A 23,101-nucleotide genomic window follows, 5' to 3' on the forward strand; every position below is an offset into this window, starting at 1 on the left:
CGCGACAACGGTGTCTTGCGAAAACTATATGCCAGTAAGTATTGGATCTCAAACGTTGTTCAGGATTACTCTCGAGGAATGGCACGACGAGGTTCATACGCGAAGGGCGTCGCCAGGCGCGAGGAGATCCTCGAGAGCGCTCTCGATGTGATCGGCCGCAAGGGCTATCAGAACGCCTCACTCAAGCAGATAGCCGAACTCGTCGGCGTCACCCCGGCCGCCCTGCTGCACTACTTCGGCAGCAAGGAGGAGCTGTTCACCGAGGTGCTGCGCACGCGCGACGAACACGACGGGATGGCGCCGCAGACCTCGAACTCCGAAGACGCGAAGTCCGCCTTCGTCGACGTCATCCGCCACAACACCCAGGTCCCGGGTGTCGTGGAACTGTTCTCCCGACTCTCCGTCGATGCCGTCGACCCCGCGCATCCCGCGCATCAGTACTTCCTCGAGCGCAGCGAGCGACTCCGCGAGAGCATCACCGACGCCTTCGCCCACGATGCCGGCCGTCGAGCCGCTCTCGATCCGGACACCATGGCGCGCGTGATCCAGGCGGTCGCCGACGGACTCCAACTGCAGTGGATGATCGACCGCTCGGTCGACATGCCCGGCATCATCAGCGCTCTGATGGATGTGCTCTACCCGCCGACCGATCAGCCCGACGCGCAACAGGGCTGAATGCGGAGAACCGCCCCTCGCGCTGTAGGCGAGGGGCGGTTCTTCGTGGCGGAGAGTGCAGTCGGCGCGTCAGCGCACGTTCCCGTTCGAGCAGGTCTGCTGTGCGGCCGAGTTGCCCTTGATCGTGTCGGGCAGCGCCACCACGTTCTCGGGTGCGGCCGAGGGGTCCGGCGTCGCCGCCTCCGCTCCCGGCTCCGCCGGTGCCTGCGTTCCCGGGTCCGTGACGACGACGCCGTCGTTCTCGGTGTTCTGATGCGTGACCTGCAGCTGAGCGTTCTGGTTGATCGCGTCCCACATGGCCTCTGCTGACGTCTTGTCCGGCACGACGCGGTTGGGGTCGTCCGGGTCCGTGAAGGTCGGGTACTGCAGGAAGACGATGTCCTCGAAGGGCACGGACTTCACCGCGAGCGCGATCTGCACGATCTTCATCGGGTCGGCCAGCGACGTGCTCGCCTCGACGTTGTCGAGACCGGTCGTCGCCAGCTTCAGCATCATCGGCACGTTGCCGAGCGTCTCGCCGCTGATGAGCGTGCGCGCGAGGCTCGACATGTACTGCTGCTGGTTGCCGATGCGGCCGAGGTCGCTTCCGTCGCCGACTCCGTGTCGGGTCCGCAGGAACTGCAGCGCGGTGATGCCCTCGATCACATGGTTTCCGGCTGCGAGGTCGAGGCCCGTGTACCGGTCCTTGATCGGGGAGGCGAGGCACACCTCGACGCCGCCGATCGCGTTGGTGATCTCGATCACGCCGCCGAAGGTGACCGAGGCCGCGAACTGGATGTCCTGACCGGAGAGGTCGGAGACCGTCTTCGCGACGCAGTTGAGTCCTCCGTCGGTGTAGGCGACGTTGATCTGCTGCTTGTTCATCGCGGAGTGCACCTCGCCCTCTGCGTCCTCGCACTCGGGGATCGGGACCATCATGTCGCGCGGAAGGCTGACGACGGTGATCCGGCGCGGCTCCTCCGACACATGCATGAGGAGGTTCACGTCGTTGAGGGTGCCTTCGGAGTCCGCGCCCGTGCAGCGGTCGCCGAAGTACTGCGCGTATGCCTCTTCGCACGTGTCGACACCGGTGAGCAGCAGATTGAATCCGCCCTTGTACTCACTGATGTCGGGCGGCAGCTCCTCGGTGCTGTCGAGTTCGACAGCGTTGGCCGAGACGGTGCTCGAGAGGTCGTAGACGATGTAGGAGACGACGCCGAAGCCGCTCACCAGGACGACGGCGAGACCGATCGCGATGAACTTGAGCAGTTGGCTGAGGGGGCCCGGCGTGTGGAGCTGACCGTGGCGCGCGATGGTGCGGCGGCGTCGCGTGGTGGGACTCACTCGGGGCCTTTCGGTTCAGCGTACGGCGCGGAGGCACCGTCCCTGGAATGCGGAGGGTGTGGGATTCGAACCCACGAGACATCTCTGCCCACTGGTTTTCAAGACCAGCTCCATCGGCCACTCGGACAACCCTCCCGACAGACGAATCTGCCGACAAGCCGTGAGTCTAGCCGAGTTCTATTCTCCCGCGCTGACCTGGGCGGCCGCTGGAAGCGTGTTCAGCGCCATCGCGAGACCGCCGTCCTCGACATCGCCGGTCACCTCGCCCGCGGCATCCTTCACCTCTGTCGGCGCCTGCCCCATGGCGACCGCCCGGCCGTCGAGACCCAGCGCCCAGCCGAACATGCCGATGTCGTTGCGCCCGTCGCCGGCCACGAAGACGTGCCCTCGCTCGAAGCCGAGCTCGGTGCGCACGCGCTCCAGCGCCGTGCCCTTGTCCACTCCCTGCGGTGCGATGTCGAGCCAGGCCGTCCAGCCGATCGCGTAGGAGACCTCATTCAGCCCGGCGTCCGCCACGAGGCGGTGGAAGTCCTCCTCATCGTGCCCGGGAGAGACGACGACGACACGGGACACCGGTTCAGCGACGAGCTCTTCGAAGCCGACCTGCCGTCCGCCGTCGAGCGTCCAGTCGTCCAGGTGCTCGGTGTAGAGCCGCAGCCCTGACCCGAGCTCGACCATGTAGCGGGCTTCCGGGAGCCGCTCGCGCAGCAGAGCGAGCACAGGAGACGGATCGAACGTCTCGATGTGCCACCGCTCCCAGTCGTCTCCCACACGGCGCATGGTCACCGCACCGTTCGAGCACACCACGAAATCGGCGGTCAGCTCGAGCTGCTCGACATAGCGACGCGTCGCCATCCAGCTGCGTCCGGTGGCGATCGTGACCACATGGCCGGCGTCTCGCAGGCGCGCGACCGCCTCGGGAACACCGGGACTCATCGTCTCGTCCTGCAGGATGATCGTGCCGTCGACGTCGAGCCCGACGAGCCAGGGAGCTGTCACGCGGTCGGCTCCAGAACCTCGAGCCCGCCGAGGTACGGGCGCAGCACCTCCGGCACGCGGACCGATCCGTCGGCCTGCTGGTGCGTCTCGAGCAGCGCGACGATCCATCGGGTCGTCGCGAGGGTGCCGTTGAGGGTGGCGACCGGCTGCGTCTTCGCGGTCTGCCCCTCCTGAGCCTCGGGTCGGTGGCGGATGTCGAGACGGCGCGCCTGATACGTCGTGCAGTTCGAGGTGGAAGTGAGCTCGCGGAACGCTCCCTGCGTCGGGACCCACGCCTCGATGTCGTACTTGCGTGCGGCGCTGGAGCCCAGGTCGCCGGCGGCGACGTCGATCACGCGGTAGGCGAGACCGAGCGAGGTCAGCATCTCCTCCTGCAGCGCGACGAGGCGCAGGTGCTCGGCCTCGGCGTCCTCCGGGTTGGTGTAGACGAACATCTCGAGCTTGTTGAACTGGTGCACCCGGATGATGCCGCGGGTGTCCTTGCCATGGGAGCCCGCCTCGCGGCGGTAGCAGGTCGACCATCCGGCGTACCGCAGCGCGCCTTTGCCGAGGTCGAGGATCTCGTCCTTGTGGTATCCGGCGAGTGCGACCTCGCTGGTGCCGACGAGGTAGAGGTCGTCGTCCTTGTCCAGGTGATACACCTCGTCGGCGTGCTCGCCGAGGAATCCGGTGCCCTGCATGATCTCGGGCCGCACCAGGGTGGGCGTGATCAGCGGGATGAAGTCGTTCTGCAGCGCCTTGTCGAGGGCGAGGTTCATGAGCGCGATCTCGAGCCGCGCTCCGATCCCGCGCAGGAAGTAGAAGCGGGCGCCCGACACCTTCGCGCCGCGCTCCATGTCGATCGCGCCGAGGATCTCGCCGAGCTCGAGGTGGTCTCGCGGCTCGAAGTCGAATGCGGGGACCTCGCCCACGCGTCGCAGCTCGACGAAGTCCGCCTCGCCGCCCGCGGGGACGCCGTCGACGACGACGTTCTCGATGCGTGCGAGAGCCACCGCCAGGGCGTCTGCCGCCTCATTCGCCGCCTGCTGCGCCTGCTTGACGCGCTCGGCGAGGTCTTTGACCTGAGCGACGAGTGCCGCCTTCTCCTCCTTGGGAGCCTTCGCCACCAGCTTGCCGAAGGCGTTCTGCTCGGCGCGCAGCTCTTCGAACGCGGCGAGCGCCGCTCGGCGCGATCGGTCAGCCTCGAGCGCGGTGTCGACGGTGCCCTGGTCGTTGCCACGGGCGGCCTGAGAGCGGCGGACGATCTCCGGATTTTCGCGGAGGAGTGCGAGGTCGATCATCCATCAAGTCTATGGTGCGGCCCGGGCGCGTCCGCCGCGTCCGGGCGGGCCGACGCCCGGGCTAGAGTAGCGCCATGACCACGAGCGCCACCGGCCGACGCCAGGCAGCGCTCGTCTACAACCCGATCAAGGTCGACGGGAAGCAGCTGCGGGCGCGAGTCCGCGCTCTCTCGCACGAGGCCGGGTGGGAGCATCCGGCCTTCTATCCGACCACGATCGAGGATCCCGGTCAGGGTGCGACGGCCGAGGCCCTCGCACGCGGCGTGGATGTCGTGCTGGTGGCCGGCGGAGACGGCACGGTACGCGCTGTCTCCGAGGCCATCGCCAACACCGGGGTGCCGCTCGCGATCCTGCCGAGTGGCACGGGCAACCTGCTGGCGCGCAATCTCGGACTCCCGCTGGCCGACCCCGACGAGATGATCCGCGCGGCGCTGGGCGAATTCCGCCACGCGATCGACATCGGCTGGGCGCGTCTGACGAGAGAGAGCGGGCAAGACGAGGAGCACGCCTACGTCGTTCTCGCCGGCGTCGGGCTGGATGCCGACATGATCGCCAACACGCGCCCCGACCTCAAGAAGTCGGTCGGCTGGATCGCGTACGTCGACGGCGCGGCGAGGTCGCTCGTGAGCGCCGAGCCGTTCCGATCCGTGTTCCAGATCGACGACGGCCGCCTGCACTCGACGAAGGTGCACAGCATCCTGTTCGCCAATTGCGGCACCCTGCCTGCGGGAATCGCGCTGATCCCCGACGCCTCCATCACCGACGGCGTCCTCGACGTCGCCGTGATCCAGCCGACCGGCGTCTGGGGCTGGCTCGGCGTGTGGCGCAAGATCTGGTGGGACAACTCGGTGCTGCGACGCTCGCGCGCCGGCCGTCGCGTGCTCGAGCGACGGGGCCGGGACGCATCGGTGCACTACTTCCGCGGAGCCGTCGCCGAAGCCGCGGTGACGTCTCCCACCCCGATCGAGCTCGACGGCGACGAGTTCGGGACAGCGGTGCGCGTCACGTGCCGGGTCGATCCCGGGGCTCTTCTGCTGGCGCTCCCCGCCGATCACCCGGTCGCATCGCTCTGATCCACCGGGGCGCGCACTTCTTACAGCGTCAGCTGCGTACCTCGACCGTGCCGTCGAGGTTCCCGCCGACGAGCGTGAGGGTGAAGGCGTCATCATCGACGGCGTCCTCGCCGAATTCCAGGATCGTCGCGCGCGGTGCCATGTCCATGGTGCACACCTGATCGTCGTCGGTCGTGAAGGTCGCGGTGCCCGATGCACCAGATCCCTCGAGGCTCTCGACCACCGGGGGGCAGCCTGACGAGCCCCACGTGAGCAGCACCAGCGAGCCGTCATCGAACCAGCCGGCACTCGGCGCGTACTCCGTCGATGAGCCGGGGGTGCCGGTGAACGACGGGTCGCCGTCGAGCTCGACGTCGTCGACCATGTCGCCGTACGTCACCTGCAGAGTGATCTCCTTCGTCGGGTCGACTCCCTCGGGCAGTGCGCCGATGCTCGAGCGGGAGGCCAGGTCAGCGGTGCACGCCTTCTCGCCGTCCGTCTCTGGCTCCGGCTCGACCAGCGTCACCGATACCGTCTGCCCCTCGGCCGTCACCGCGTCGACCTGGGGAATGCACGTCGAGGAGCCCCACGTCACCACGGCGAACATGCGGCCGTCGTCGAGCAGCGTGCCTTCGACGTCGTCCGAATCGTCGGTGCTCTGCCCGGGCCCGCTCGACGGGTTCGAGGTCGCCTGCGATCCTGTGGCCCCGGGGCCGATCGTGCACCCCGCGATCAGCAGCAGAGCGGCCAGGGACGAGAGAGCGGCGACGACACGCGACGGGGAAGCCATGCACACAGGGTACCGGCCGCGGTCTGCCGAAAGCACCCCCCCTATCGGCGCCCTATTGCAGCGCCGAGGTGAGACGGGCGAGGTTGTCGAGGACTGTCGACCGGAGCGGCTGCTGCATCCACTCCTCGAGAGTGAGCTCCCGGCTGAGCGAGCGGTAGACGTCTTCGACCGCGCGCATCTCGAGGACGAACTCCTCGCCGCGGACGAGCATCGACACCTCGAGGTTCAGACCGAACGAGCGCATGTCCATGTTGCTCGAGCCGATCACGGCGACCTGGTCGTCGATGGTCAGGCTCTTCGTGTGCAGGATGTACGGCTTGCGATACATCCAGATCCGCACCCCGGCCTTCAGCAGCGCCTCGTAGTAGCTGCGCTGGGCGTGGTACACCATCGCCTGGTCGCCCTCTTCGGAGACGAACAGCTCGACCGCGACCCCCCGGTCGACCGCTGCGGTGACCGCGAGCAGCAGCGCTTCATCCGGCACGAAGTACGGGCTGACGATCATGATCTTCTCTTTGGCCGCGTAGAGCAGCCCGAGGAACAGACGCAGGTTGTTCTCGACCTCGAACCCCGGTCCCGACGGCACGACCTGGCAGTCCAGGTCGCCCGAGCCCGCCTCGGCGTGCGAGATGTCGATCTCCTGCAGCACCTCGTCGGTCTCGCTGTACCAGTCACTGAGGAAGATGGCGTTCACGCTCAGCACGACGGGCCCGTCGATGCGGACCATGAGGTCGACCCAGTGCAGACCCCGCTTGATGTTCTTGGGAAGGTTGTAGGTCGAGTCGGTGACGTTCTGGGAGCCGAGGAACGCGACCTTGCCGTCGACCACGAGGAGCTTGCGGTGGTTGCGCAGGTCGGGCCGCTGCATGCGTCCCTTCAGCGGCTGCACCGGCAGCATCAGGTGCCAGTTCGCGCCCATCCGATTGAGCCGGGCGACGGTCTTCCGGTACTTCGGCTTCCACCTGTTCGCCCAGTGGTCCAGCAGCACGCGGACATGCACGCCGCGTTCTGCCACCTCTTCCATCGCGCGGAAGAAGTTGTCCGTCGACGCATCGGACTGGAGGATGTAGAACTCGATGTGGACGTAGTCCTGGGCCTTGCGGATCTCGTCGGCCATCGCGTCGAGCGAGTCCTGATAGTCCGCGATCAGATGCGCGCCGTTGTCGCCGGAGATCGGCAGCGCTCCGAGACGGTGGTTCATCTCGACGAGCGGGGGAAACCAGCTCGGCGCATTCGGGCGCAGGGTGCCGAAGTGCAGGTGCTCGCTCGTCTCGGCGATGTACTCGTTGATCTGATCCTGCTTGCGACGCCGCGCTCGCGGCAGCCGTGGATTTCCGATGAGCAGGAAGAGGAACACGCCGACGAACGGGATGAAGAAGACCGCGAGCAGCCAGGCCATCGCCGCCGTGGGACGCCGGTTGCGCGGGATGATGATGATCGCCGTGATGCGGATGGTCAGGTCGAGGGCGATCAGGAACGCCGCGGTCCACCAAGCCCAGATCTCGGGCGTCATCCCTCGTCCTCTCGGCCGCTCGGCACTTCGACGCCGGGCGCTTCAGTGGGCACCGATGACGGTGCGCTGGCTACACAGTAGCCGATGGTTCCGACGCCGCTCAGGAGCGCGGCGGCAGACCGCGTGCGGCCCGCTCCTCGGCTTCGATCCGTGCGTGCACCTTGCGTTCGGTGCGATCGAACCGCAGGATTCCGCGGAGCACGAAGAAGAACACGACGCTCACCCCGATGGTCGGGATGAGCGACCATGCGGCTGCGAGCCAGAAGTTCTCCATGGCTCCATGGTACGCGACTCACTACCCCACTGCTCCTCCACACTCGGGCGCAGAAGGGGGATAGGCCATCGGCGCTGTGGAGACCGACCGCGAGCGTGCTCGTGCGATGAGACTCGCCGGATGACAACACTGCTCCGCGCTTCCGGCTCCGCTGAGTTCCTCAGCATCGTCCCCTCTCTCGCAGGCTTCACCCCGACTGAGAGCCTCGTCCTGCTGCCGTTCCGTGGCACACGCACGTACGGCGCGATGCGACTCGACCTCCCCCGCAGCCACGACGACCTCGCCGACTACGCGGATGCCGCGGTCGGCCTCGTCTCGCGAGTCGAGCGGACGGATGCGGTCGCCCTCGTGGTCTATACGGATGACACCGTGCAGCGCACACGCGACGGGCTGGTGCTCCCCTTCGCCGTCGAGGTCGATGAAGTGCTGGGTCGGGCGGAGGACGCCGGACTGCGTATCGTCGATGCGCTCTGCGTGACCCCCGACGGGTGGTCGAGCTACCTCGACGGCGATCCGCAGGTCCGCCGTCTCGACCGCCTCGCACCCGAGGTGCCGGGCGTCGGTGACGTCTCCGGGGACCAGCTGTCCGGTGCTGCTCTTCCTGCGGTCGGCTTCGCCGACAAGGAGCGGGTGGGGCGCGCACTGCGTGACGTCGGCGGTCTCCTCGAACGAGGCGGCACACCTGGGGCGACGGGCACGGAGAACCCTCAGGCGATCGCGGCGCTCGTGCTCCTCGAGGACATCCCGGCCTTCTTCGAGTCCGTTCTGGCATCCCCGGACGATCTGCCGCCGTTCGCCACCGCGGCCCTCCTCTGGTGCCTCGATCGCCCGCTCTTCCGAGACGTGGCGCTGACCCAATGGGCGACCGATGCGCGCGGCGGCGAGCGCACGCTCCAGGCGCAGCTCGACTTCGCGGGCGCGACGACCAGGGTGCCCGACGACCTGGGCGATGTCTTCCTCGGCCGGGGACCCACTCCTGATCCGCAGCGACTCGCAGTCGCCCTCTCACTCGTCCGCACGGCTGCCGCTCTCGCCCCGCCTGCCGCGAGACCCGCTCCGCTCACCGCTGCGGCATGGCTCTCGTGGGCACTCGGCCGCTCGAGCCATGCCGCGCAGTACCTCGATCTCGTGCGGGCGATCGATCCCGAGTACGGTCTCGCCGCGCTGCTCGCGTCGATGATCGACGCGGCGATGCTGCCGGAGTGGGCGTTCAGACGCGGCGCGACGCCCGCTATTTGACGAGGGGGAAGAGGATGGTCTCGCGGATGCCGAGCCCGGTGATCGCCATCAGCAGGCGATCGATGCCCATGCCCATGCCCCCGGACGGCGGCATGCCGTGCTCGAGCGCACGCAGGAACTCCTCATCGACCGGCATCGCCTCGACGTCACCGCGGGCAGCGAGCTTCGCCTGCTCGACGAAGCGCTCGCGCTGGATGACGGGGTCGACAAGCTCGGAGTATCCGGTCGCCAGTTCGAACCCGCGGATGTACAGATCCCACTTCTCCACGACGCCCTCGATCGAGCGGTGCTCGCGGACGAGGGGCGAGGTGTCGACAGGGAAGTCCATGACGAAGGTCGGGCGCACGAGGTCGCCCTTCACGAAGTGCTCCCACAGCTCTTCGACGAGCTTGCCGTGCGTGGCCTGAGCGGGCAGGTCCACGCCGTTCGCCTCGGCGAAGGCGATCAGGTCCTCGACCGGATCGCTCGGGGTGATCGTGCGACCGGATGCCGCCGACAGCGACTCGTACATCGAGATGCGATCCCATTCGCCACCGAGGTCGTATTCGGTGCCGTCCGCCCAGGTGACCGTGGTCGAACCGGCGACCGCGATCGCCGCCTGCTGCACCAGCTCCTGCGTCAGCGCGGCCATCTGGTTGTAGTCGCCATAGGCCTGATAGGCCTCGAGCATCGCGAACTCGGGGCTGTGGGTCGAGTCTGCGCCCTCGTTGCGGAAGTTGCGGTTGATCTCGTACACCCGCTCGATGCCGCCGACCACGGCACGCTTCAGGTACAGCTCGGGCGCGATCCGCAGGTAGAGCTCCGTGTCGAACGCGTTCGAATGGGTGACGAACGGGCGAGCGGATGCTCCACCGTGCTGCACCTGCAGCATCGGGGTCTCGACCTCGAGGTAGTCGTGGCTGCCGAACGTCGCTCGCAGGCTCGCGTTCACCGCCGCACGAGCGCGGACCGTCGTGCGCGCCTGCTCGCGGACGATCAGGTCGAGGTAGCGGCTGCGGACCCGGCCCTCTTCGCTGAGCTCCGAGTACGCATTCGGCAGCGGCAGGATCGCCTTCGAGGCGATCGCCCACCCGTCGGCCATGATCGACAGCTCGCCGCGGCGGCTGGAGATCACCTCGCCGTGCACGAAGACGTGATCCCCGAGGTCGACGTACTCCTTCCAATCGGCGAGCGACTGCTCCCCGACGTTCGCGAGCGAGATCATCGCCTGGATCCGCGAGCCGTCGCCGGCCTGCAGCGTCGCGAAGCACAGCTTGCCCGTATTGCGACTGAACACCACACGACCTGCGACTCCGACGACGACGCCCGTCTCGGCACCCGCCTCGAGCTCGCCGTACTCGGCGCGCAGCGCCGGGATCTGGTGAGTCACCGGCACGCTGACAGGGAACGCTCCCCCGCCGGCATCCGCGCGGTTCGCGACCAGACGCTCGCGCTTCGCCAGGCGCACGGCCTTCTGCTCGTGGACGTCTTCTTCGGTGGCGGCGGTGGTCGTCTCGGGCGCGGCAGACGCGTCAGTCATTCGGGGCTCCTTGAAAGTCGTGTCCAGTTTACCGAGGTCCGACCCCTCACCCTGCGGTCGAGTCTGGGTAGCCTCGAAGCATGGCAGCCACCAGACTCGCCCGCACGCTCGTCACGATCGGTCTCACCGCCGCTGCACTGCTCGTGCCCACGACACCGGCAGCTGCAGCAGCGGGACCCGCACCCGCCGCCGGCGCCTCGACCGCGATCCGCGCCGACGTGGACGACTTCTCCTACGCATCGTGGGATGCACGGTACGAGGTGGGTCTCGACGACGACGGCCGCTCGCACATGCACGTCACCGAGTCCCTCACGGCTCGATTCCCCGAGGTCGATCAGAACAAGGGGATCGTCCGCGGCCTTCCGACGAGCTACGAGAACGCGTGGCTCGATGTGCGAGTGCTGTCGGTGACCGACGAGACCGGGGCCGACGTGCCCTACGAGACCGAGCAGGAGGACGGGCTGCTGCTGGTGCTCACCGGCGACGACGACTACGTGCGCGGACTCACGACCTACGTGATCGAATACGAGATGCGCGACGTGATCCTGGCGGCAGACTCCGGAGTCGACGAGTTCTACTGGGACCTCCTTCCTCTCGACAGCACGCAGCCCGTCGAGGACTTCCGTGCGGAGATCGTGTTCGACGAGACGATGACGGATCGGTTGACCGGAAACGCCCGCTGCTATACCGGCTACCAGGGATCGACGAACGAGTGCGACCTCGTCGCGTCGCCCGACGGCGCGCAGTTCGCTGTCGAGGCGAAAGAGCTCTCCCCCGGCGAGGGGATCACGGTCGCCGTCGGATTCGACCCTGGCACCGCTGTGCAGCCGTCGGCTCGGCAGCCCGATCCCGTGACCGACACCGTGCCCGCGATCGCGGCACTGGGCGGGCTCGGGCTCTCGGTCGGAAGCTGGATCGCCGTGTCGGCGTTCAAGAAGAAGCGACGCACATCCAGCGGCATCATCGTCGCGCAGTACGACGTGCCGGATTCGCTGCCGCCACTGCTGGCCGCCGGGATCGTGCCCGGCGCCAAAGACCCGATCCCCGCAGAGATCATCCACCTCGCGGTACGCGGCCTGCTGCGCATCGAGGAGGGCACCGACGTCGAGCAGCCACGGCTGCGACGCCTTCCGGGTGGGAGGATTCCTGACGAGCTCGACGCCCGGGCACTGGATGCGCTCTTCGTCGGCGCCGACGCCGCAGGAGTCGCCGAGGTTCCGAGTTCGAGCGAAGACTTCGCGGCCCGCATGAAGACGCTGTCGCAGAGCGGCATCGAGGCAGCGGTGTCACGCGGCCTCACCACCAAGGCGCGCAGCAGGGGCGCGATGATCCTGCAGTGGTGTGCGATCGGCGTCGTGCTCGCAGGCTTCGCCCTCGGCCTCTGGGGGATCATCGGCGGACGTGTCACAGCGATTCCTGCGTTCGTCGCGATCGCGTTCGGTGTCTTCCTCGTTCTCCTGTCCTCCTTCTACGGCTTCTCGAAGCACACCGTCCTCACCGCCGAAGGCGCCCGACTGCACGAATACCTCATGGGCGTCAGGGAGTTCATCCGCGTCGCCGAAGCCGACCGACTCCGGATGCTCCAGTCGTACACGGGCGCCGAGAGGCGACAGGACGGCAGCGCGAACGTGATCGTCGTCTACGAGCGCCTGCTCCCCTACGCGATGCTGTTCGGCATGGAGAACGAATGGGGCGCCATTCTCGAGCAGGTGTACGCCTACGAGCAACGAGGCGCGTCGTGGATCGGGGATCCCAGCGCGCCCTTCGTCCGCGGTCAGCTCGTGGCGTTCGCTGCGACGTCGCACGCGTCCGCGACGTACGCGGCATCGAGTGCGAGCTCGTCGTCGAGCGCAGGCGGATCGTTCGGCGGCGGCTTCTCTGGCGGAGGCGGTGGAGGCGGCTTCTCGGGCGGTCGCTGACGTCAGAGCAGAGGGGGCGGCCCTGACGCATCGCGGAGCGCCCGTTCGACCGTCGACTGCACCAGGGCGGAGAGGTATCCCCCCGGGTTCTCGACGCCGAGTTCACCGAGGCGCGAGGTGGACTGCGCGATGATCGAGCGTGAGAACTCGGTGACGGTCTGGATCGCGTCGGCGTAGGCCTCCCGATCCGCCTCCGAGATCACGACAGGCTCGCATCCCATCTCGACTGCCAGAGCCTGTGCGATGGGAAGCACCGCCGCCGGAGCGGTGACCGCCGCATAGCTCGCCTGCAGCTGACGCAGATCGATCGACGTGCCCGTGAAGGTGATCGCCGGATGCACGGCGAGCGGGATCGCACCGCTCGAGGCCGCCGGTCGCAGCACCTCGATGCCGTGACCGGGGTCCGTGTGCAGCACGAGCTGGCCGAGCTGCCAGCCTCCGACCTCGGCGATGCCCGCGATCAGGCCCGCCAGCTGATCGTGAGGAACGGCCACCACGACCAGCTCGCTGCGACGCACGACCTCCAGCGCATCGAGGATCGGGACGTCCGGCAGCACCGCTGACGCACGGTCGTCGTCAGAGCCGCTCGTGATGCCGATGATCGCGTGTCCTGCTCCGGCGAGAGCCGCGCCGATGACCGGCCCCACTCGTCCCGCGCCGATGATGCCGACTCCGAGGCGCCCATCGCGGCGCGTCGGATCACTCACCGTTCGGAGCCGGCGCTGCGGGCGGGGCCGGAGGTACGGGCGGAGCGACAGGCGGAGCCGGAGGCACGACAGGCGGAGCGGGCGGCGCGACAGGCGGAGCCGGAGGCACGACAGGCGGGGCCGGCTGCACGACAGGCGGAGCCGGAGGCACGACCGGCGGAGCCGGAGGAGGCAGCGGGGTCCCGGAGACGCCTGCAGCGGCATCCGCCCCGGCGACCGGGTATCCGGGAACCTGCGCTCCCTCGGCATCCGTCACGTATTCGCCCCACCGGTGGGTGTGATCGCGCGCGGCGGCGGCGACCGCTGCCGAGCTCACCCTGTCGAGCAGGTACAGCGCGTCATCGCGTTCGAGACCCGACAGATAGCCCGTGATGAGCCCCTGCACGGAGTGCACCTGCGCACCGGACACACGCTGCGCACGGTCGATCGGCCCCTGCGAGAGCGACACTCCCTGCAGCCGGGCGAGCGGGAAGATCGCCAGCTTGCGCCAGACGATGCCACGCCGGAGCAGGAGTCCGAACTCGGTCAACGCGAAGCCGTGACGCTTCCACGACACGGGCCTGCGCCACCATGCGCGCCGAGGCATCGTCTGGTACGGGTCGCCCTCGACCGGCCCGAGAATGCCGTGCTCCCACACGAGCGGGATGTCGGCGACCGGAGCATCGGGAAGGATCAGCGCGAGCACGCGTTCGACATCGGCGCGCTTGCCGACCGGCAGCACGACGCTGAACTGCTGCGCCGAACCTGACGACTGCTGAGCGGCGCTCTTGCCGCTCATGCGGTTGATCCTGACGGTCCACCAGCCGAACGGCCGCCACAGCAGCGACTGCGTGACCTCCACGGCGAAGATGCGTCCAGGCGGCAGCGTCTCGGTCACGGTCGTCAGCAGACCGTACGTGATCCGCACGCCGTCGGGCGTCGGGGCGATCGAGTAGCGCAGCGACTTCGAGATCTGCGCCCAGGTGATTCCGACGATCGCGATGATCATGGGGATCGCGATGCCCAGCGTGATCCCGAGACCGAGGAACCCGCCGATGGGGTCTCCGTCGATCAGCGAGCCGATCGCGACGCCGCCGACCGCGACCCCGAAGATGATCCCGAAGAAGATGAGCCAGAGGACGCTCGAGATGAGCTGGGAGCCGACGAGACGCCCCGTCGGGATCTTCACCACACTCTCGGGCTCGACGTCGGCGAGGTCGACGCCGCTGATCAGATCGTTGACGCCGGCGTTCATCGATCCGACGAGCTGTGCCCGTGCCGAACCGGGCGCGACCGTCCCCGAGCCTGCGGCGTCAGAGGAGCGCACGCCGGCCGCGGCGTCCGCAGCTGTGAGTCTGGCTGCGCGCGCACCCGAGGCGAGGCGCAGGATGTCGGTGCGCACCGCCTCTGCGCGCGGAGTCGCGAGGTACTCGAGCTCGACGTTGGAATCGGTGCCGGCACCGACGACCTCGAGCTTCGCGAGTCCGATGATGCGGGCGGGGAACGGACGGGTGAGGTTGACGCCCTGCACCCGGTCGAGCGGAGCGCGACGGTGCGAGCGGAAGACGATGCCCTTGCGGACCTCGACGTGGTCCCCCGTGATCCGGAACTGCTGGAAGCGCCAGATGAACCAGAAGATGAGGACGAGGACGACGACCAGTCCGAGCACGCTGAGCAGCACGATGACGATGAGGTTGTTCTGCAGCACCCAGTCGACGGGATCCCCGCCGCTGTAGTCGTACTGCGCCTCCTCAGGGGTGAAGAGGTCGACGAACCAGGCGATCAGACGGTCGCGAAGGTTGGCGATCGCGATGCCCGCGATGATGATGAGAGCCAGCCCGCCCTTGAAGAGCGGGGTGAGCGGATGCATCCGATGCCACTCGCCGTCGGCGAGGGTCTCGCGCCCGGTGGCCGCGATGGGCCGCTCCCCCGTCGGTGCCGGCGGCTGGTGCTCGCTCACAGGCCCGTCCGACGAGTCTCGGCGACCTCGATCAGGGTGTCCCGCAGCGCTTCTGCCGCCGCCTGGGTGAGCCCGGGGATCTGCACTCCGGTCGTCGCGGCGGCGGTGACCATCTTCAGCTGGGAGATGCCGAACGCGCGATCCAGCGGCCCCTGGGTGATGTCGACGAGCTGCATACGTCCGTAGGGCACGGCGATCATGCGCTGCCAGAGGATGCCCTTGCGGAAGACGATGTCGTCTTCGCGGAGCATGTATCCGATGGCCCTCGCCTGCCTCGGCAGGATGACCATGGTGATCAGCGTGATGAGCACGACGACACCCGCCGGGATCCACGCCCAGGTCTGATGCAGCACGAGCGCGAGAACCGCCGCGACCGCGAGGACGACGGCGATGAAGATCAGGTTCTGCACGTTCTGCGAGACCACGTAGCGAGGGGAGATCTGATGCCAGGTCCCGTCGAGCTCGAGTCTCGCCTCGCTGCGCGCGGTGCGCAGCTGCGGGTACGTGCCCTGGTCGAGGGCCGCGCGGTCAGTGACCTCCGCCGAGTTCAGCGGGGCCGGGATCCCCGGCTCGATCTCTGGGTTCTGAGTCATCAGGATCCTTCGGAAGTATGCAGAACTGTTCGGCGATGAGCGCGGCGACGGCCAGCACGACCGCGCTTCCGATCAGTGCCAGCATCGCCACAGTCGACCCTACCGGGGGATCGATCGGCCGGGAGAGGAGGAACGCCAAGAGGCCCGCTCCGAACCCCGCCATGATCGCCCCGACGAGACTGGACGCGCGGGCCAGCGTCACCGCGCGCGTCGCACGGAACGGATCGATGCGGACGCCGTTGCGAACACTCGCGCGCACGGGCCAGGCGACGCCCAGCGAGGCTGCGCCGATGAGCAGGAGCAGCACGGGCAGCAGCAACGACGGCGTGAAGGTCGTGCGGCCCATCGCCGTCAGCATGTGGTCGAGGACGAAACCCGCGCCGGCGGCGAGCACGGCGAGGAGCACGAGGAGTCCGATCGAGGTGCGCTTCATCGCTGCTCCCGGCGTCGCAGATCCGCGACGAGGTCGGCGACGCGGCCCGCACCGGGAAGCACTGCGTCGCGATCGAGTTCGAGCCACGGCTCGAGGACGAACAACCTCTCGAACGCACGGGGATGCGGCAGCTGCAGTCCGTCACCCTCCGCCGACTCGTCACCGTAGGCGATCAGGTCGAGGTCGAGTGTCCGATCGCCCCATCTCTCCAGGCGCTCGCGGCCGTACTCGTCTTCGATCGCGTGCAGCATGCCGAGCAGGATCGACGGAGCGAGGCGGGTGGTGACCAGGGCGACCGCGTTCACATACCCCGGGGCGTCGGGATCCGGCCCGTCGAGCCGCAGCGCGACGGTCTCGATCAACGAGGACAACCGCACGTCTCTGACCAGCGGCAGTCGCGAGATGCGCTCGGCGGCGGCGCGGATCGTGCCTTCGCGATCACCGAGATTCGCGCCGAAGGCGACGACCGCGACGGCATCCTCGCGCCCGGGTCGCGGGCCGGGGAGACTCGGCGGGTTCGCCAGATTGCGACTCATCGCGACTCCTCCTCGGCGAACTGCTGTCGCGCCCGGTGCACGGTGACGGCGACGTCCGAGAAGGTCAGGGCGATCGGAGCATGCGGCTTGTGCACCGTGACGGTGACGGAGTGCACCCGGGCGTCGGCGAGCGCGACAGCCGCGATGCGATCGGCGAGCGTCTCGATGAGGTTCACCGGCTCGCCCGCGACGACCTCTGCGACTCTCTCGGCGAGCTCTCCGTAGTGCACCGTGTCGGCCACGTCGTCCGATGACGCCGCATCGTCCAGCGGCATCCGAAGGCGCAGATCGATCGTGAACTCCTGACCGTTCTCCCGCTCGTGGTCGTACACGCCGTGCCGACCGAACACGGTCAGTCCGGTGAGGACGATCTCGTCCAGGACATCCATGGTTCATCCCTCCCAGGCATGCACGATGGCCAGAGCATCGCGGGTGGCACCGACATCGTGGACTCTGACGGCCCAGACGCCGGCGCGGGCGGCGAGGGCGCTCGTGACCGCTGTCGCGAGGTCACGACGCGCCTCGGACACCGCCGCAGGGTCGGCGCCGATGGTCTCCGCGAGGAACCTCTTCCGGGAGGTGCCCACGAGCACGCGTGGCCCCAGCGCGACGATCTCGTCGAGGCCGCGGAGGACGCCCCAGTTCTGGCCGCCCTTCTTCGAGAATCCGATCCCCGGGTCGACGATCAGGCGCGACGGCGCGATTCCCGCAGCCGCGGCCTCGCCCATGCGCTCGCGCAGCTCTCCCGCGACCTCGCGGGCGGCACGACGATACTCGGCGTGCTCGTACATGTCAGCGGAGAAACCACGCCAGTGGCCGATCGCATAGTCCGCGCCGGACTCGGCGACCGCAGCCAGCATGTCGGGGTCGGCGAGCCCGCCGGAGACGTCGTTGACGATCCGAGCGCCCGCTCGGACAGCCGCCGCCGCAGTCGACGCGTTGATGGTGTCGATGCTCACAGGCGCGCCCTCAGCGACGAGACGCTCGATCACGGGGAGCACGCGCTCCTGCTCGATCTCCGCCCCCACGCGCTCGGCTCCCGGCCTCGTCGACTCGCCGCCGACGTCGAGCACGGTTGCTCCCTCGGTCCGCAGCCGCAGGCCGTGTTCGACGGCCCGATCCACGTCGAGATACCGACCGCCGTCGCTGAACGAGTCGGGCGTGACGTTGACGATCCCCCAGATCCCCGTCATGCGTGCCCCGCGCTCGGGGCGCCGATCAGCGCGATGAGCTCCGCCCTCGCGATCGGGTCCGTGTACTCGCCGCGGGCGGCGATGGTCAGCGTGGACGCCTCCGGCTGCCGTCCTCCGCGCATCGTCACACAGCCGTGGCTGGCATCGAGCACGACGAGCACTCCGCGGGTGTCGAGGTGCTCCGCGATGGTGTCGGCGATCTGCTCGCCGAGTCGTTCCTGCACCTGGGGGCGGGTGGCGAGGATCTCGACGACGCGCACGAGCGCGCCCAGCCCGACCACCTGCTCGCCCGGAAGGTAGGCGATGTGCGCGCGCCCCGCGAACGGCAGCAGGTGGTGCTCGCACACCGACCGGAATCGGATGTCCCGCAGCAGCACGGCACCCGAGGGGAGGGTGTCGGGTGCGGGACCCCGGGCGACGCTGATCGTGTGCGCGAGAGGCGCTGCGGGGTCTTCGCCGACCCCGGCGAAGAACTCCGCATACAGATCGCCCATCCGCGTCGGCGTCTGCTTCAGCCCGGGACGGTCAGGGTCTTCGCCGATCGCCTCGAGCAGTTCCCTGGTGAGTCGCTCGACACGCGCGCGGTCGACAGACACGGGTCAGGCCGTCGCTGGTCGAGCCTGACCGGCTCCCGCCGATCCTGGCTGTGTGCGCGGAGCCGACGCCGGCGCCTGGATCGAAGCGGCCAGCGAGACGTCCTTCTTCGGGACCTCGATCGGAGGACGCTCCGAGACGGGGCGGTCTTCGCTCGAGAGCCACAGCGGACGTTCGGGGAGCTTCTTCACCTCGGTGAAGATCTCGGCGATCTGGTTGTGGTCCAGCGTCTCCTCCTCGAGGAGGGCCAGAGCGAGCCTGTCGAGGATGTCGCGGTTGGCGCTGATGACCTCGTACGCCTCGTTGTGCGCCTGCTCGATGAGTGCGCGCACCTCGGCATCCACCCGCTCCGCGACCTTCTCGGAGTACTCGCGGCCACGGCCCATGTCGCGCGCGACGAACATGTCGCCACCCTCGGAACCGAGCTTGACCGGACCCACCTGGGTGGTCATGCCGTACTCGATGACCATCTTGCGGGCGATCGAGGTCGCCTTCTCGATGTCGTTCGAGGCACCGGTGGTCGGGTCGTGGAAGATGATCTCCTCGGCGACGCGGCCACCCATCGCGTACGTGAGCTGATCCTGCAGTTCATTGCGCGTGACGGAGTACTTGTCGTCGAGCGGCAACACCATCGTGTAGCCGAGGGCTTTGCCGCGAGGCAGGATCGTGATCTTCGTCACAGGGTCGGTGTAGTTCATCGCCGCAGCTGCGAGAGCGTGACCGCCCTCGTGATACGCCGTGATGAGCTTCTCCTTGTCCTTCATCACGCGGGTGCGACGCTGAGGGCCGGCGATCACACGGTCGATGGCCTCGTCGAGCGCGCGGTTGTCGACCAGCTGCGCATTCGAGCGAGCGGTCAGCAGCGCGGCCTCATTGAGGACGTTCGCGAGATCGGCACCCGTGAATCCGGGAGTCTTGCGGGCGACGACCTCGAGGTCGACGCTCTTCGACAGCGGCTTGCCCTTGCTGTGCACCTCGAGGATCTTCTGGCGGCCGCGGAGGTCAGGGGCGTCGACGCCGATCTGGCGGTCGAAGCGGCCCGGACGCAGCAGCGCGGGGTCGAGGATATCGGGACGGTTCGTCGCGGCGATCACGATGACGTTCGCGTTCGGGTCGAAGCCGTCCATCTCGACGAGCATCTGGTTGAGCGTCTGCTCGCGCTCGTCGTTTCCGCCGCCCATGCCGGCACCGCGGTGACGACCGACGGCGTCGATCTCATCGATGAAGATGATGGCGGGAGAGTTCTCCTTCGCCACGTTGAACAGGTCGCGCACTCGCGATGCGCCGACACCGACGAACATCTCGACGAAGTCGGAACCCGAGATCGAGTAGAACGGGGCTCCCGCCTCGCCGGCGACCGCGCGGGCGAGCAGCGTCTTTCCGGTTCCGGGAGGGCCGTACAGCAGCACGCCCTTCGGGATGCGGGCGCCGATGGCCTGGAACTTGGCCGGGTCCTGCAGGAACTCCTTGATCTCGTGGAGCTCCTCGATCGCCTCATCCGCACCGGCGACGTCGGCGAAGGTGACGGTCGGGGTCTCCTTGTTGACGAGCTTGGCCTTGGACTTGCCGAACTGCATGACCTTGCCGCCGCCGCCCTGCATCGACGACAGGAGCCACCAGAACAGCAGGCCGAGCAGCACGAGAGGAAGAAGAAGGGAGAGGATGCCGTCGAACCAGGTCGCACGCGGAACGGCATCGTTGAAGCCGTCCTTCGGGTCGGCGTCGTTGATCGCCGTGACCACTTCTTCGGCCCGGGCGTCGACGTAGTAGAACTGCACCTTGTCCGCGCCCTCGAAGGCCTTGGACAGGGTCATGTCGACCCGCTGGTCGCCGTCGGTGTTGACGACCTCGGTCACCGTCTTGCCGCCGAGCAGCTCGAGACCCTCCTGGGTCGTGATCTGCTTGGGGGCGCCGAGGTTCGAGATCAGCAGGAAGCCGCCGAACAGCAGCAGTCCGATCAGAGCGACGTAGATCAGCGGGTTCCGCGTGAGCTTCTTGACATCCATGGTCGGATCAGCGTATCGCGCGCGCCCTAGGTGGCCGCTGTGCGTTCACCCACGGCGTAGCGGGTGCGCCGGAGCGTCGCTCAGCTGTAGACGTGCGGGGCCAGCACGGCCACATCGCGCAGGTTGCGGTAGCGCTCGTCGTAGTCGAGCCCGTAGCCCACCACGAAGTCGGTCGGGATGTCGAAGCCGACGTACTTGCAGTCGATGACCACCTTCGCGGCCTCGGGCTTGCGGAGGAGGGCGAGCACCTCGATGGACTCCGCACCGCGCGACTCGAAGTTCTCGAGCAGCCAGCTGAGGGTCAGACCCGAGTCGATGATGTCCTCGACGATCAGCACGTGCTTGCCGTTCAGGTCGGTGTCGAGGTCCTTGCGGATCTGCACGACACCACTCGACTTGGTGCTCGCACCGTAGCTCGAGACGGCCATCCAGTCCATCGGGGCGTGGAACGGAAGTGCGCGGGCGAAGTCGGCCATGACCATGACCGCGCCCTTGAGCACGCCGACGAGGATGATCTCCTTGCCCTCGTAATCGATCGCCACCTGGGCCGCGAGCTCATCGAGCTTCGCGATGATCTCCTCCTCTGTGACGAGGATCTGAGCAAGGTCGTCCTGGATCTCCGCGGCGCGCATGGATCGATTTTAGGCGACGCATCGCCATGGTCCTGCACAGCATCCGCAGATCGTCGACCAGAATTCCGGATGCGCGCCGGCATCCCCACTACTCTGACGGTGTGACGGGCGGACGCCCCGGACGGAAGGATTCACCCATGGCTCTCGACGACATCCTGAAGCAGGTCCCGATCGACGACATCGCCGCGAAGCTCGGAGTCTCCCCCGACGTCGCCAAGGAGGCGGTCGAACAGGGCGGAGCGGTGCTGCTCGGTGGCCTCGCCAAGAACGCCTCGACCGCTGAGGGCTCCTCCGCGATCGAGAACGCGCTCAAGCGCCACGAGGGACGGACCGGTGCGGCGAAGGTCGACGACATCGATCAGACCGACGGCGGCAAGATCGTCTCGCACATCCTCGGCGACGACGAGCAGAAGGTCACCCAGAAGCTCACCGAATCGAAGGAGACCGCCGGCATCGACTTCGGCAAGCTCCTACCGATCCTCGCTCCGATCGTGATGGGCCTGATCGCCAACGCCACCAAGGACAAGTCCGCGAAGTCCGCGCCTGCAGAGTCGCAGTCGGGCGGCGGCGGAATCGGTGACGTCATCGGCGGCATCCTCGGCGGCGGCGGCTCCACGGGCGGCGGCGGAATCGGAGACATCCTCGGCGGCATCCTCGGCGGCGGAAGCTCGTCCGGCGGCGGCGGAATCGGAGACATCCTCGGCGGCCTGCTGGGCGGAAAGAAGTAGCCCCCGCCAGCCTGCTGGACGACACCCCTGCGGCCCCCTCCTGAGGAAGAGACCGCGGGGGTTCTCCCTCTCCGCGAGGAGTGGGATGCCGCGGCTCAGCGCGCGGTGAACACGATGCGACCGCCCGCTCGAGCCGCCGAGCACCCCGGCAGATCGATGGGCCCCTGACCCGACCAGTCGATCGCCAGACGAGCGACCTCGAGGGTCTGCGATCGGGTCAGGCTCACGCCGAACTCGCTGTCGACCACGAGTCGGATGATTCGGTTGCGGAGAGCGGCGGGGTTAGCGGCGAGCGCGGCGACGCTCACGGAGATCCCCGCCTCGGCGTGCTCGACGATGTCCTCGATCGTCTCGTGGATCATCTCGTCGAACGCCTCGGCGTCTTCGCGCAGCTGCTCGGCGGTGCGCGCGAGCGCCTCGGCGATGCCGGGGCCGAGCTCGGTCTCGAGCACGGGAAGGACCCGGTCGCGCACCCGCACCCGGGCGAACCGATCATCTGTGTTGTGCGGGTCGTCCCAGACCTCGAGATCGGATTCCGCGCAGAACGCTCGTGTGGTCTCGCGCCGCACCCCGAGCATCGGGCGCACCCAGCGCAGTCCGTCATCGTCCTCTCGCACGGGAGCCATGCCCTGCAGGCTCGCGGCTCCGGATCCGCGTGCGAGACCGAGCAGCACCGTCTCGGCCTGGTCGTCGAGCGTATGCCCGAGGATCACGGCCGCCGCACCGGCATCCGTCGCGGCGTCCTTCAGCACCCGGTACCGCGCGTCTCGCGCCGCTGCCTCAGGGCCTCCGTCAGCGCCGACCTCCACGCGCACGACCAGCGCGTCGAGCCCCAGCGCGGCCGCCGCTCTCGCAGCGCGCGCGGCGACGGCATCCGACCCGTTCTGCAGCCCATGGTCGACGGTGAGCGTGCCCACCCGAAGCCCGAGCTTGGGCGCCTCGAAAGCGGTCGCCGCGGCGAGCGCGAGGGAGTCCGCTCCCCCGGAGAGAGCGACGACGACTGTCGACCCCTCGGGCAGATCGGCGAGCGCGGTGCGCACGGCGAGGCGGATCTCGGCGATGACGGGAGAGAGCGACGGCACAGACCAACGGTAGATCACGGGGACGGATCACCGCACAGCGCTCGCGCTCGACGGGCATCGCGCTCTAGCCTGGCG

General features: G+C 68.3%; 23 protein-coding genes and 1 tRNA gene. 5 read left to right on the forward strand and 19 right to left on the reverse strand.

Annotated elements, in window-relative coordinates; translation table 11 throughout:
• The first annotated feature begins 78 nt into the window (after positions 1-78).
• On the forward strand, positions 79-675 hold the full coding sequence (locus tag ACZZZF_RS08500; protein WP_463497948.1) for a TetR/AcrR family transcriptional regulator: 597 nt from the start codon (positions 79-81) through the stop codon (positions 673-675).
• Positions 676-744: 69 nt separating this feature from the next.
• On the opposite strand, the gene ACZZZF_RS08505 is transcribed toward ACZZZF_RS08500, so the two are convergent.
• The 4 genes from ACZZZF_RS08505 to serS form a co-directional block, all read right to left on the reverse strand.
• Positions 745-1,998, reverse strand: coding sequence for an LCP family protein (locus ACZZZF_RS08505; RefSeq protein WP_053098742.1), 1,254 nt, complete (start codon positions 1,996-1,998; stop codon positions 745-747).
• A gap of 50 nt (positions 1,999-2,048) precedes the next feature.
• Positions 2,049-2,133, reverse strand: a tRNA-Ser gene (locus tag ACZZZF_RS08510).
• Positions 2,134-2,175: 42 nt separating this feature from the next.
• Positions 2,176-2,997 (reverse strand): HAD family hydrolase, encoded by an 822-nt coding sequence (locus tag ACZZZF_RS08515; RefSeq protein ID WP_053098741.1) that lies wholly within the window; start codon positions 2,995-2,997, stop codon positions 2,176-2,178.
• Positions 2,994-4,277: a serine--tRNA ligase gene (gene serS, locus ACZZZF_RS08520; protein WP_053098740.1), complete on the reverse strand. Its 1,284-nt coding sequence runs from the start codon at positions 4,275-4,277 to the stop codon at positions 2,994-2,996. The genes ACZZZF_RS08515 and serS overlap by 4 nt, the downstream gene beginning before the upstream one ends.
• 74 nt (positions 4,278-4,351) lie before the next feature.
• Between serS and ACZZZF_RS08525 the strand changes: the two genes are divergently transcribed.
• Positions 4,352-5,350: a diacylglycerol/lipid kinase family protein gene (locus tag ACZZZF_RS08525; RefSeq protein ID WP_072590707.1), complete on the forward strand. Its 999-nt coding sequence runs from the start codon at positions 4,352-4,354 to the stop codon at positions 5,348-5,350.
• Between the two features lie 28 nt (positions 5,351-5,378).
• Here ACZZZF_RS08525 and ACZZZF_RS08530 read toward each other — a convergent pair whose 3' ends face one another.
• The 3 genes from ACZZZF_RS08530 to ACZZZF_RS08540 form a co-directional block, all read right to left on the reverse strand.
• Positions 5,379-6,119 carry a hypothetical protein gene (locus ACZZZF_RS08530; RefSeq protein WP_463497950.1) on the reverse strand — a complete coding sequence of 247 codons (741 nt, stop codon included), beginning with the start codon at positions 6,117-6,119 and terminating at the stop codon, positions 5,379-5,381.
• A 52-nt stretch (positions 6,120-6,171) separates the two neighbouring features.
• On the reverse strand, positions 6,172-7,632 hold the full coding sequence (gene cls / locus ACZZZF_RS08535) for a cardiolipin synthase (RefSeq protein ID WP_053098737.1): 1,461 nt from the start codon (positions 7,630-7,632) through the stop codon (positions 6,172-6,174).
• 100 nt (positions 7,633-7,732) lie between these two features.
• Positions 7,733-7,906: a hypothetical protein gene (locus ACZZZF_RS08540; RefSeq protein WP_171821981.1), complete on the reverse strand. Its 174-nt coding sequence runs from the start codon at positions 7,904-7,906 to the stop codon at positions 7,733-7,735.
• A gap of 120 nt (positions 7,907-8,026) precedes the next feature.
• Between ACZZZF_RS08540 and ACZZZF_RS08545 the strand changes: the two genes are divergently transcribed.
• Positions 8,027-9,145 (forward strand): DUF4192 family protein, encoded by a 1,119-nt coding sequence (locus ACZZZF_RS08545; RefSeq protein ID WP_463497951.1) that lies wholly within the window; start codon positions 8,027-8,029, stop codon positions 9,143-9,145.
• Here the strand turns inward: ACZZZF_RS08545 and lysS are convergent.
• Positions 9,138-10,664, reverse strand: coding sequence for a lysine--tRNA ligase (gene lysS, locus ACZZZF_RS08550; RefSeq protein WP_053098735.1), 1,527 nt, complete (start codon positions 10,662-10,664; stop codon positions 9,138-9,140). The genes ACZZZF_RS08545 and lysS overlap by 8 nt on opposite strands.
• 80 nt (positions 10,665-10,744) lie before the next feature.
• On the opposite strand from lysS, the gene ACZZZF_RS08555 reads away from it, so the two are divergent.
• A complete protein-coding gene (locus ACZZZF_RS08555) occupies positions 10,745-12,583 on the forward strand; it encodes a DUF2207 domain-containing protein (RefSeq protein WP_463497953.1) in 1,839 nt (612 codons plus the stop codon).
• A 2-nt stretch (positions 12,584-12,585) separates the two neighbouring features.
• On the opposite strand, the gene ACZZZF_RS08560 is transcribed toward ACZZZF_RS08555, so the two are convergent.
• From ACZZZF_RS08560 to hpt, 10 genes are all read right to left on the reverse strand, one after another.
• Positions 12,586-13,290, reverse strand: a complete 705-nt coding sequence (locus tag ACZZZF_RS08560; RefSeq protein WP_053098733.1) for a DUF2520 domain-containing protein — start codon at positions 13,288-13,290, stop codon at positions 12,586-12,588.
• Complete coding sequence (locus ACZZZF_RS08565; RefSeq protein WP_463497955.1) at positions 13,283-15,229, reverse strand: PH domain-containing protein; 1,947 nt, start codon at positions 15,227-15,229, stop codon at positions 13,283-13,285. The genes ACZZZF_RS08560 and ACZZZF_RS08565 overlap by 8 nt, the downstream gene beginning before the upstream one ends.
• Positions 15,226-15,822 carry a PH domain-containing protein gene (locus ACZZZF_RS08570; protein WP_363519576.1) on the reverse strand — a complete coding sequence of 199 codons (597 nt, stop codon included), beginning with the start codon at positions 15,820-15,822 and terminating at the stop codon, positions 15,226-15,228. Before ACZZZF_RS08570 ends, ACZZZF_RS08565 begins: the two co-directional genes overlap by 4 nt.
• The gene (locus tag ACZZZF_RS08575) at positions 15,758-16,255 is read right to left on the reverse strand and encodes a DUF3180 domain-containing protein (RefSeq protein WP_056276778.1); all 498 of its coding nucleotides are present in this window, start codon (positions 16,253-16,255) and stop codon (positions 15,758-15,760) included. Before ACZZZF_RS08575 ends, ACZZZF_RS08570 begins: the two co-directional genes overlap by 65 nt.
• The gene (folK, locus tag ACZZZF_RS08580; protein ID WP_053098730.1) at positions 16,252-16,791 is read right to left on the reverse strand and encodes a 2-amino-4-hydroxy-6-hydroxymethyldihydropteridine diphosphokinase; all 540 of its coding nucleotides are present in this window, start codon (positions 16,789-16,791) and stop codon (positions 16,252-16,254) included. The genes ACZZZF_RS08575 and folK overlap by 4 nt, the downstream gene beginning before the upstream one ends.
• Entirely contained in the window at positions 16,788-17,180 is a 393-nt protein-coding gene (gene folB / locus ACZZZF_RS08585) for a dihydroneopterin aldolase (protein WP_056276771.1), read from the reverse strand. Before folB ends, folK begins: the two co-directional genes overlap by 4 nt.
• A 3-nt stretch (positions 17,181-17,183) precedes the next feature.
• Positions 17,184-17,984: a dihydropteroate synthase gene (folP, locus tag ACZZZF_RS08590; RefSeq protein ID WP_285365292.1), complete on the reverse strand. Its 801-nt coding sequence runs from the start codon at positions 17,982-17,984 to the stop codon at positions 17,184-17,186.
• A complete protein-coding gene (gene folE / locus ACZZZF_RS08595; RefSeq protein ID WP_053098727.1) occupies positions 17,981-18,580 on the reverse strand; it encodes a GTP cyclohydrolase I in 600 nt (199 codons plus the stop codon). Before folE ends, folP begins: the two co-directional genes overlap by 4 nt.
• Positions 18,581-18,583: 3 nt before the next feature.
• Positions 18,584-20,584, reverse strand: a complete 2,001-nt coding sequence (ftsH, locus tag ACZZZF_RS08600) for an ATP-dependent zinc metalloprotease FtsH (protein WP_056276765.1) — start codon at positions 20,582-20,584, stop codon at positions 18,584-18,586.
• An 80-nt stretch (positions 20,585-20,664) separates the two neighbouring features.
• Positions 20,665-21,216: a hypoxanthine phosphoribosyltransferase gene (gene hpt / locus ACZZZF_RS08605; RefSeq protein ID WP_053098725.1), complete on the reverse strand. Its 552-nt coding sequence runs from the start codon at positions 21,214-21,216 to the stop codon at positions 20,665-20,667.
• A 137-nt stretch (positions 21,217-21,353) separates the two neighbouring features.
• On the opposite strand from hpt, the gene ACZZZF_RS08610 reads away from it, so the two are divergent.
• Positions 21,354-21,944 carry a DUF937 domain-containing protein gene (locus ACZZZF_RS08610; RefSeq protein WP_230100979.1) on the forward strand — a complete coding sequence of 197 codons (591 nt, stop codon included), beginning with the start codon at positions 21,354-21,356 and terminating at the stop codon, positions 21,942-21,944.
• 95 nt (positions 21,945-22,039) lie between these two features.
• On the opposite strand, the gene tilS is transcribed toward ACZZZF_RS08610, so the two are convergent.
• Positions 22,040-23,026, reverse strand: coding sequence for a tRNA lysidine(34) synthetase TilS (gene tilS, locus ACZZZF_RS08615; RefSeq protein WP_463497957.1), 987 nt, complete (start codon positions 23,024-23,026; stop codon positions 22,040-22,042).
• Positions 23,027-23,101: the final 75 nt, after the last annotated feature.

It is taken from the genome of Microbacterium sp. AC215, assembly GCF_979258645.1.

Bases quoted from the DNA above. Each gene is read 5' to 3' on its own strand.
- ACZZZF_RS08500 (WP_463497948.1), top strand. From the start codon at position 79: ATGGCACGACGAGGTTCATACGCGAAGGGCGTCGCCAGGCGCGAGGAG.
- serS (WP_053098740.1), bottom strand. From the start codon at position 4,277: ATGATCGACCTCGCACTCCTCCGCGAAAATCCGGAGATCGTCCGCCGC.
- ACZZZF_RS08525 (WP_072590707.1), top strand. From the start codon at position 4,352: ATGACCACGAGCGCCACCGGCCGACGCCAGGCAGCGCTCGTCTACAAC.
- ACZZZF_RS08530 (WP_463497950.1), bottom strand. From the start codon at position 6,119: ATGGCTTCCCCGTCGCGTGTCGTCGCCGCTCTCTCGTCCCTGGCCGCT.
- cls (WP_053098737.1), bottom strand. From the start codon at position 7,632: ATGACGCCCGAGATCTGGGCTTGGTGGACCGCGGCGTTCCTGATCGCC.
- ACZZZF_RS08540 (WP_171821981.1), bottom strand. From the start codon at position 7,906: ATGGAGAACTTCTGGCTCGCAGCCGCATGGTCGCTCATCCCGACCATC.
- ACZZZF_RS08545 (WP_463497951.1), top strand. From the start codon at position 8,027: ATGACAACACTGCTCCGCGCTTCCGGCTCCGCTGAGTTCCTCAGCATC.
- lysS (WP_053098735.1), bottom strand. From the start codon at position 10,664: ATGACTGACGCGTCTGCCGCGCCCGAGACGACCACCGCCGCCACCGAA.
- ACZZZF_RS08555 (WP_463497953.1), top strand. From the start codon at position 10,745: ATGGCAGCCACCAGACTCGCCCGCACGCTCGTCACGATCGGTCTCACC.
- ACZZZF_RS08570 (WP_363519576.1), bottom strand. From the start codon at position 15,822: ATGACTCAGAACCCAGAGATCGAGCCGGGGATCCCGGCCCCGCTGAAC.
- ACZZZF_RS08575 (WP_056276778.1), bottom strand. From the start codon at position 16,255: ATGAAGCGCACCTCGATCGGACTCCTCGTGCTCCTCGCCGTGCTCGCC.
- folK (WP_053098730.1), bottom strand. From the start codon at position 16,791: ATGAGTCGCAATCTGGCGAACCCGCCGAGTCTCCCCGGCCCGCGACCC.
- folB (WP_056276771.1), bottom strand. From the start codon at position 17,180: ATGGATGTCCTGGACGAGATCGTCCTCACCGGACTGACCGTGTTCGGT.
- folP (WP_285365292.1), bottom strand. From the start codon at position 17,984: ATGACGGGGATCTGGGGGATCGTCAACGTCACGCCCGACTCGTTCAGC.
- ftsH (WP_056276765.1), bottom strand. From the start codon at position 20,584: ATGGATGTCAAGAAGCTCACGCGGAACCCGCTGATCTACGTCGCTCTG.
- hpt (WP_053098725.1), bottom strand. From the start codon at position 21,216: ATGCGCGCCGCGGAGATCCAGGACGACCTTGCTCAGATCCTCGTCACA.
- ACZZZF_RS08610 (WP_230100979.1), top strand. From the start codon at position 21,354: ATGGCTCTCGACGACATCCTGAAGCAGGTCCCGATCGACGACATCGCC.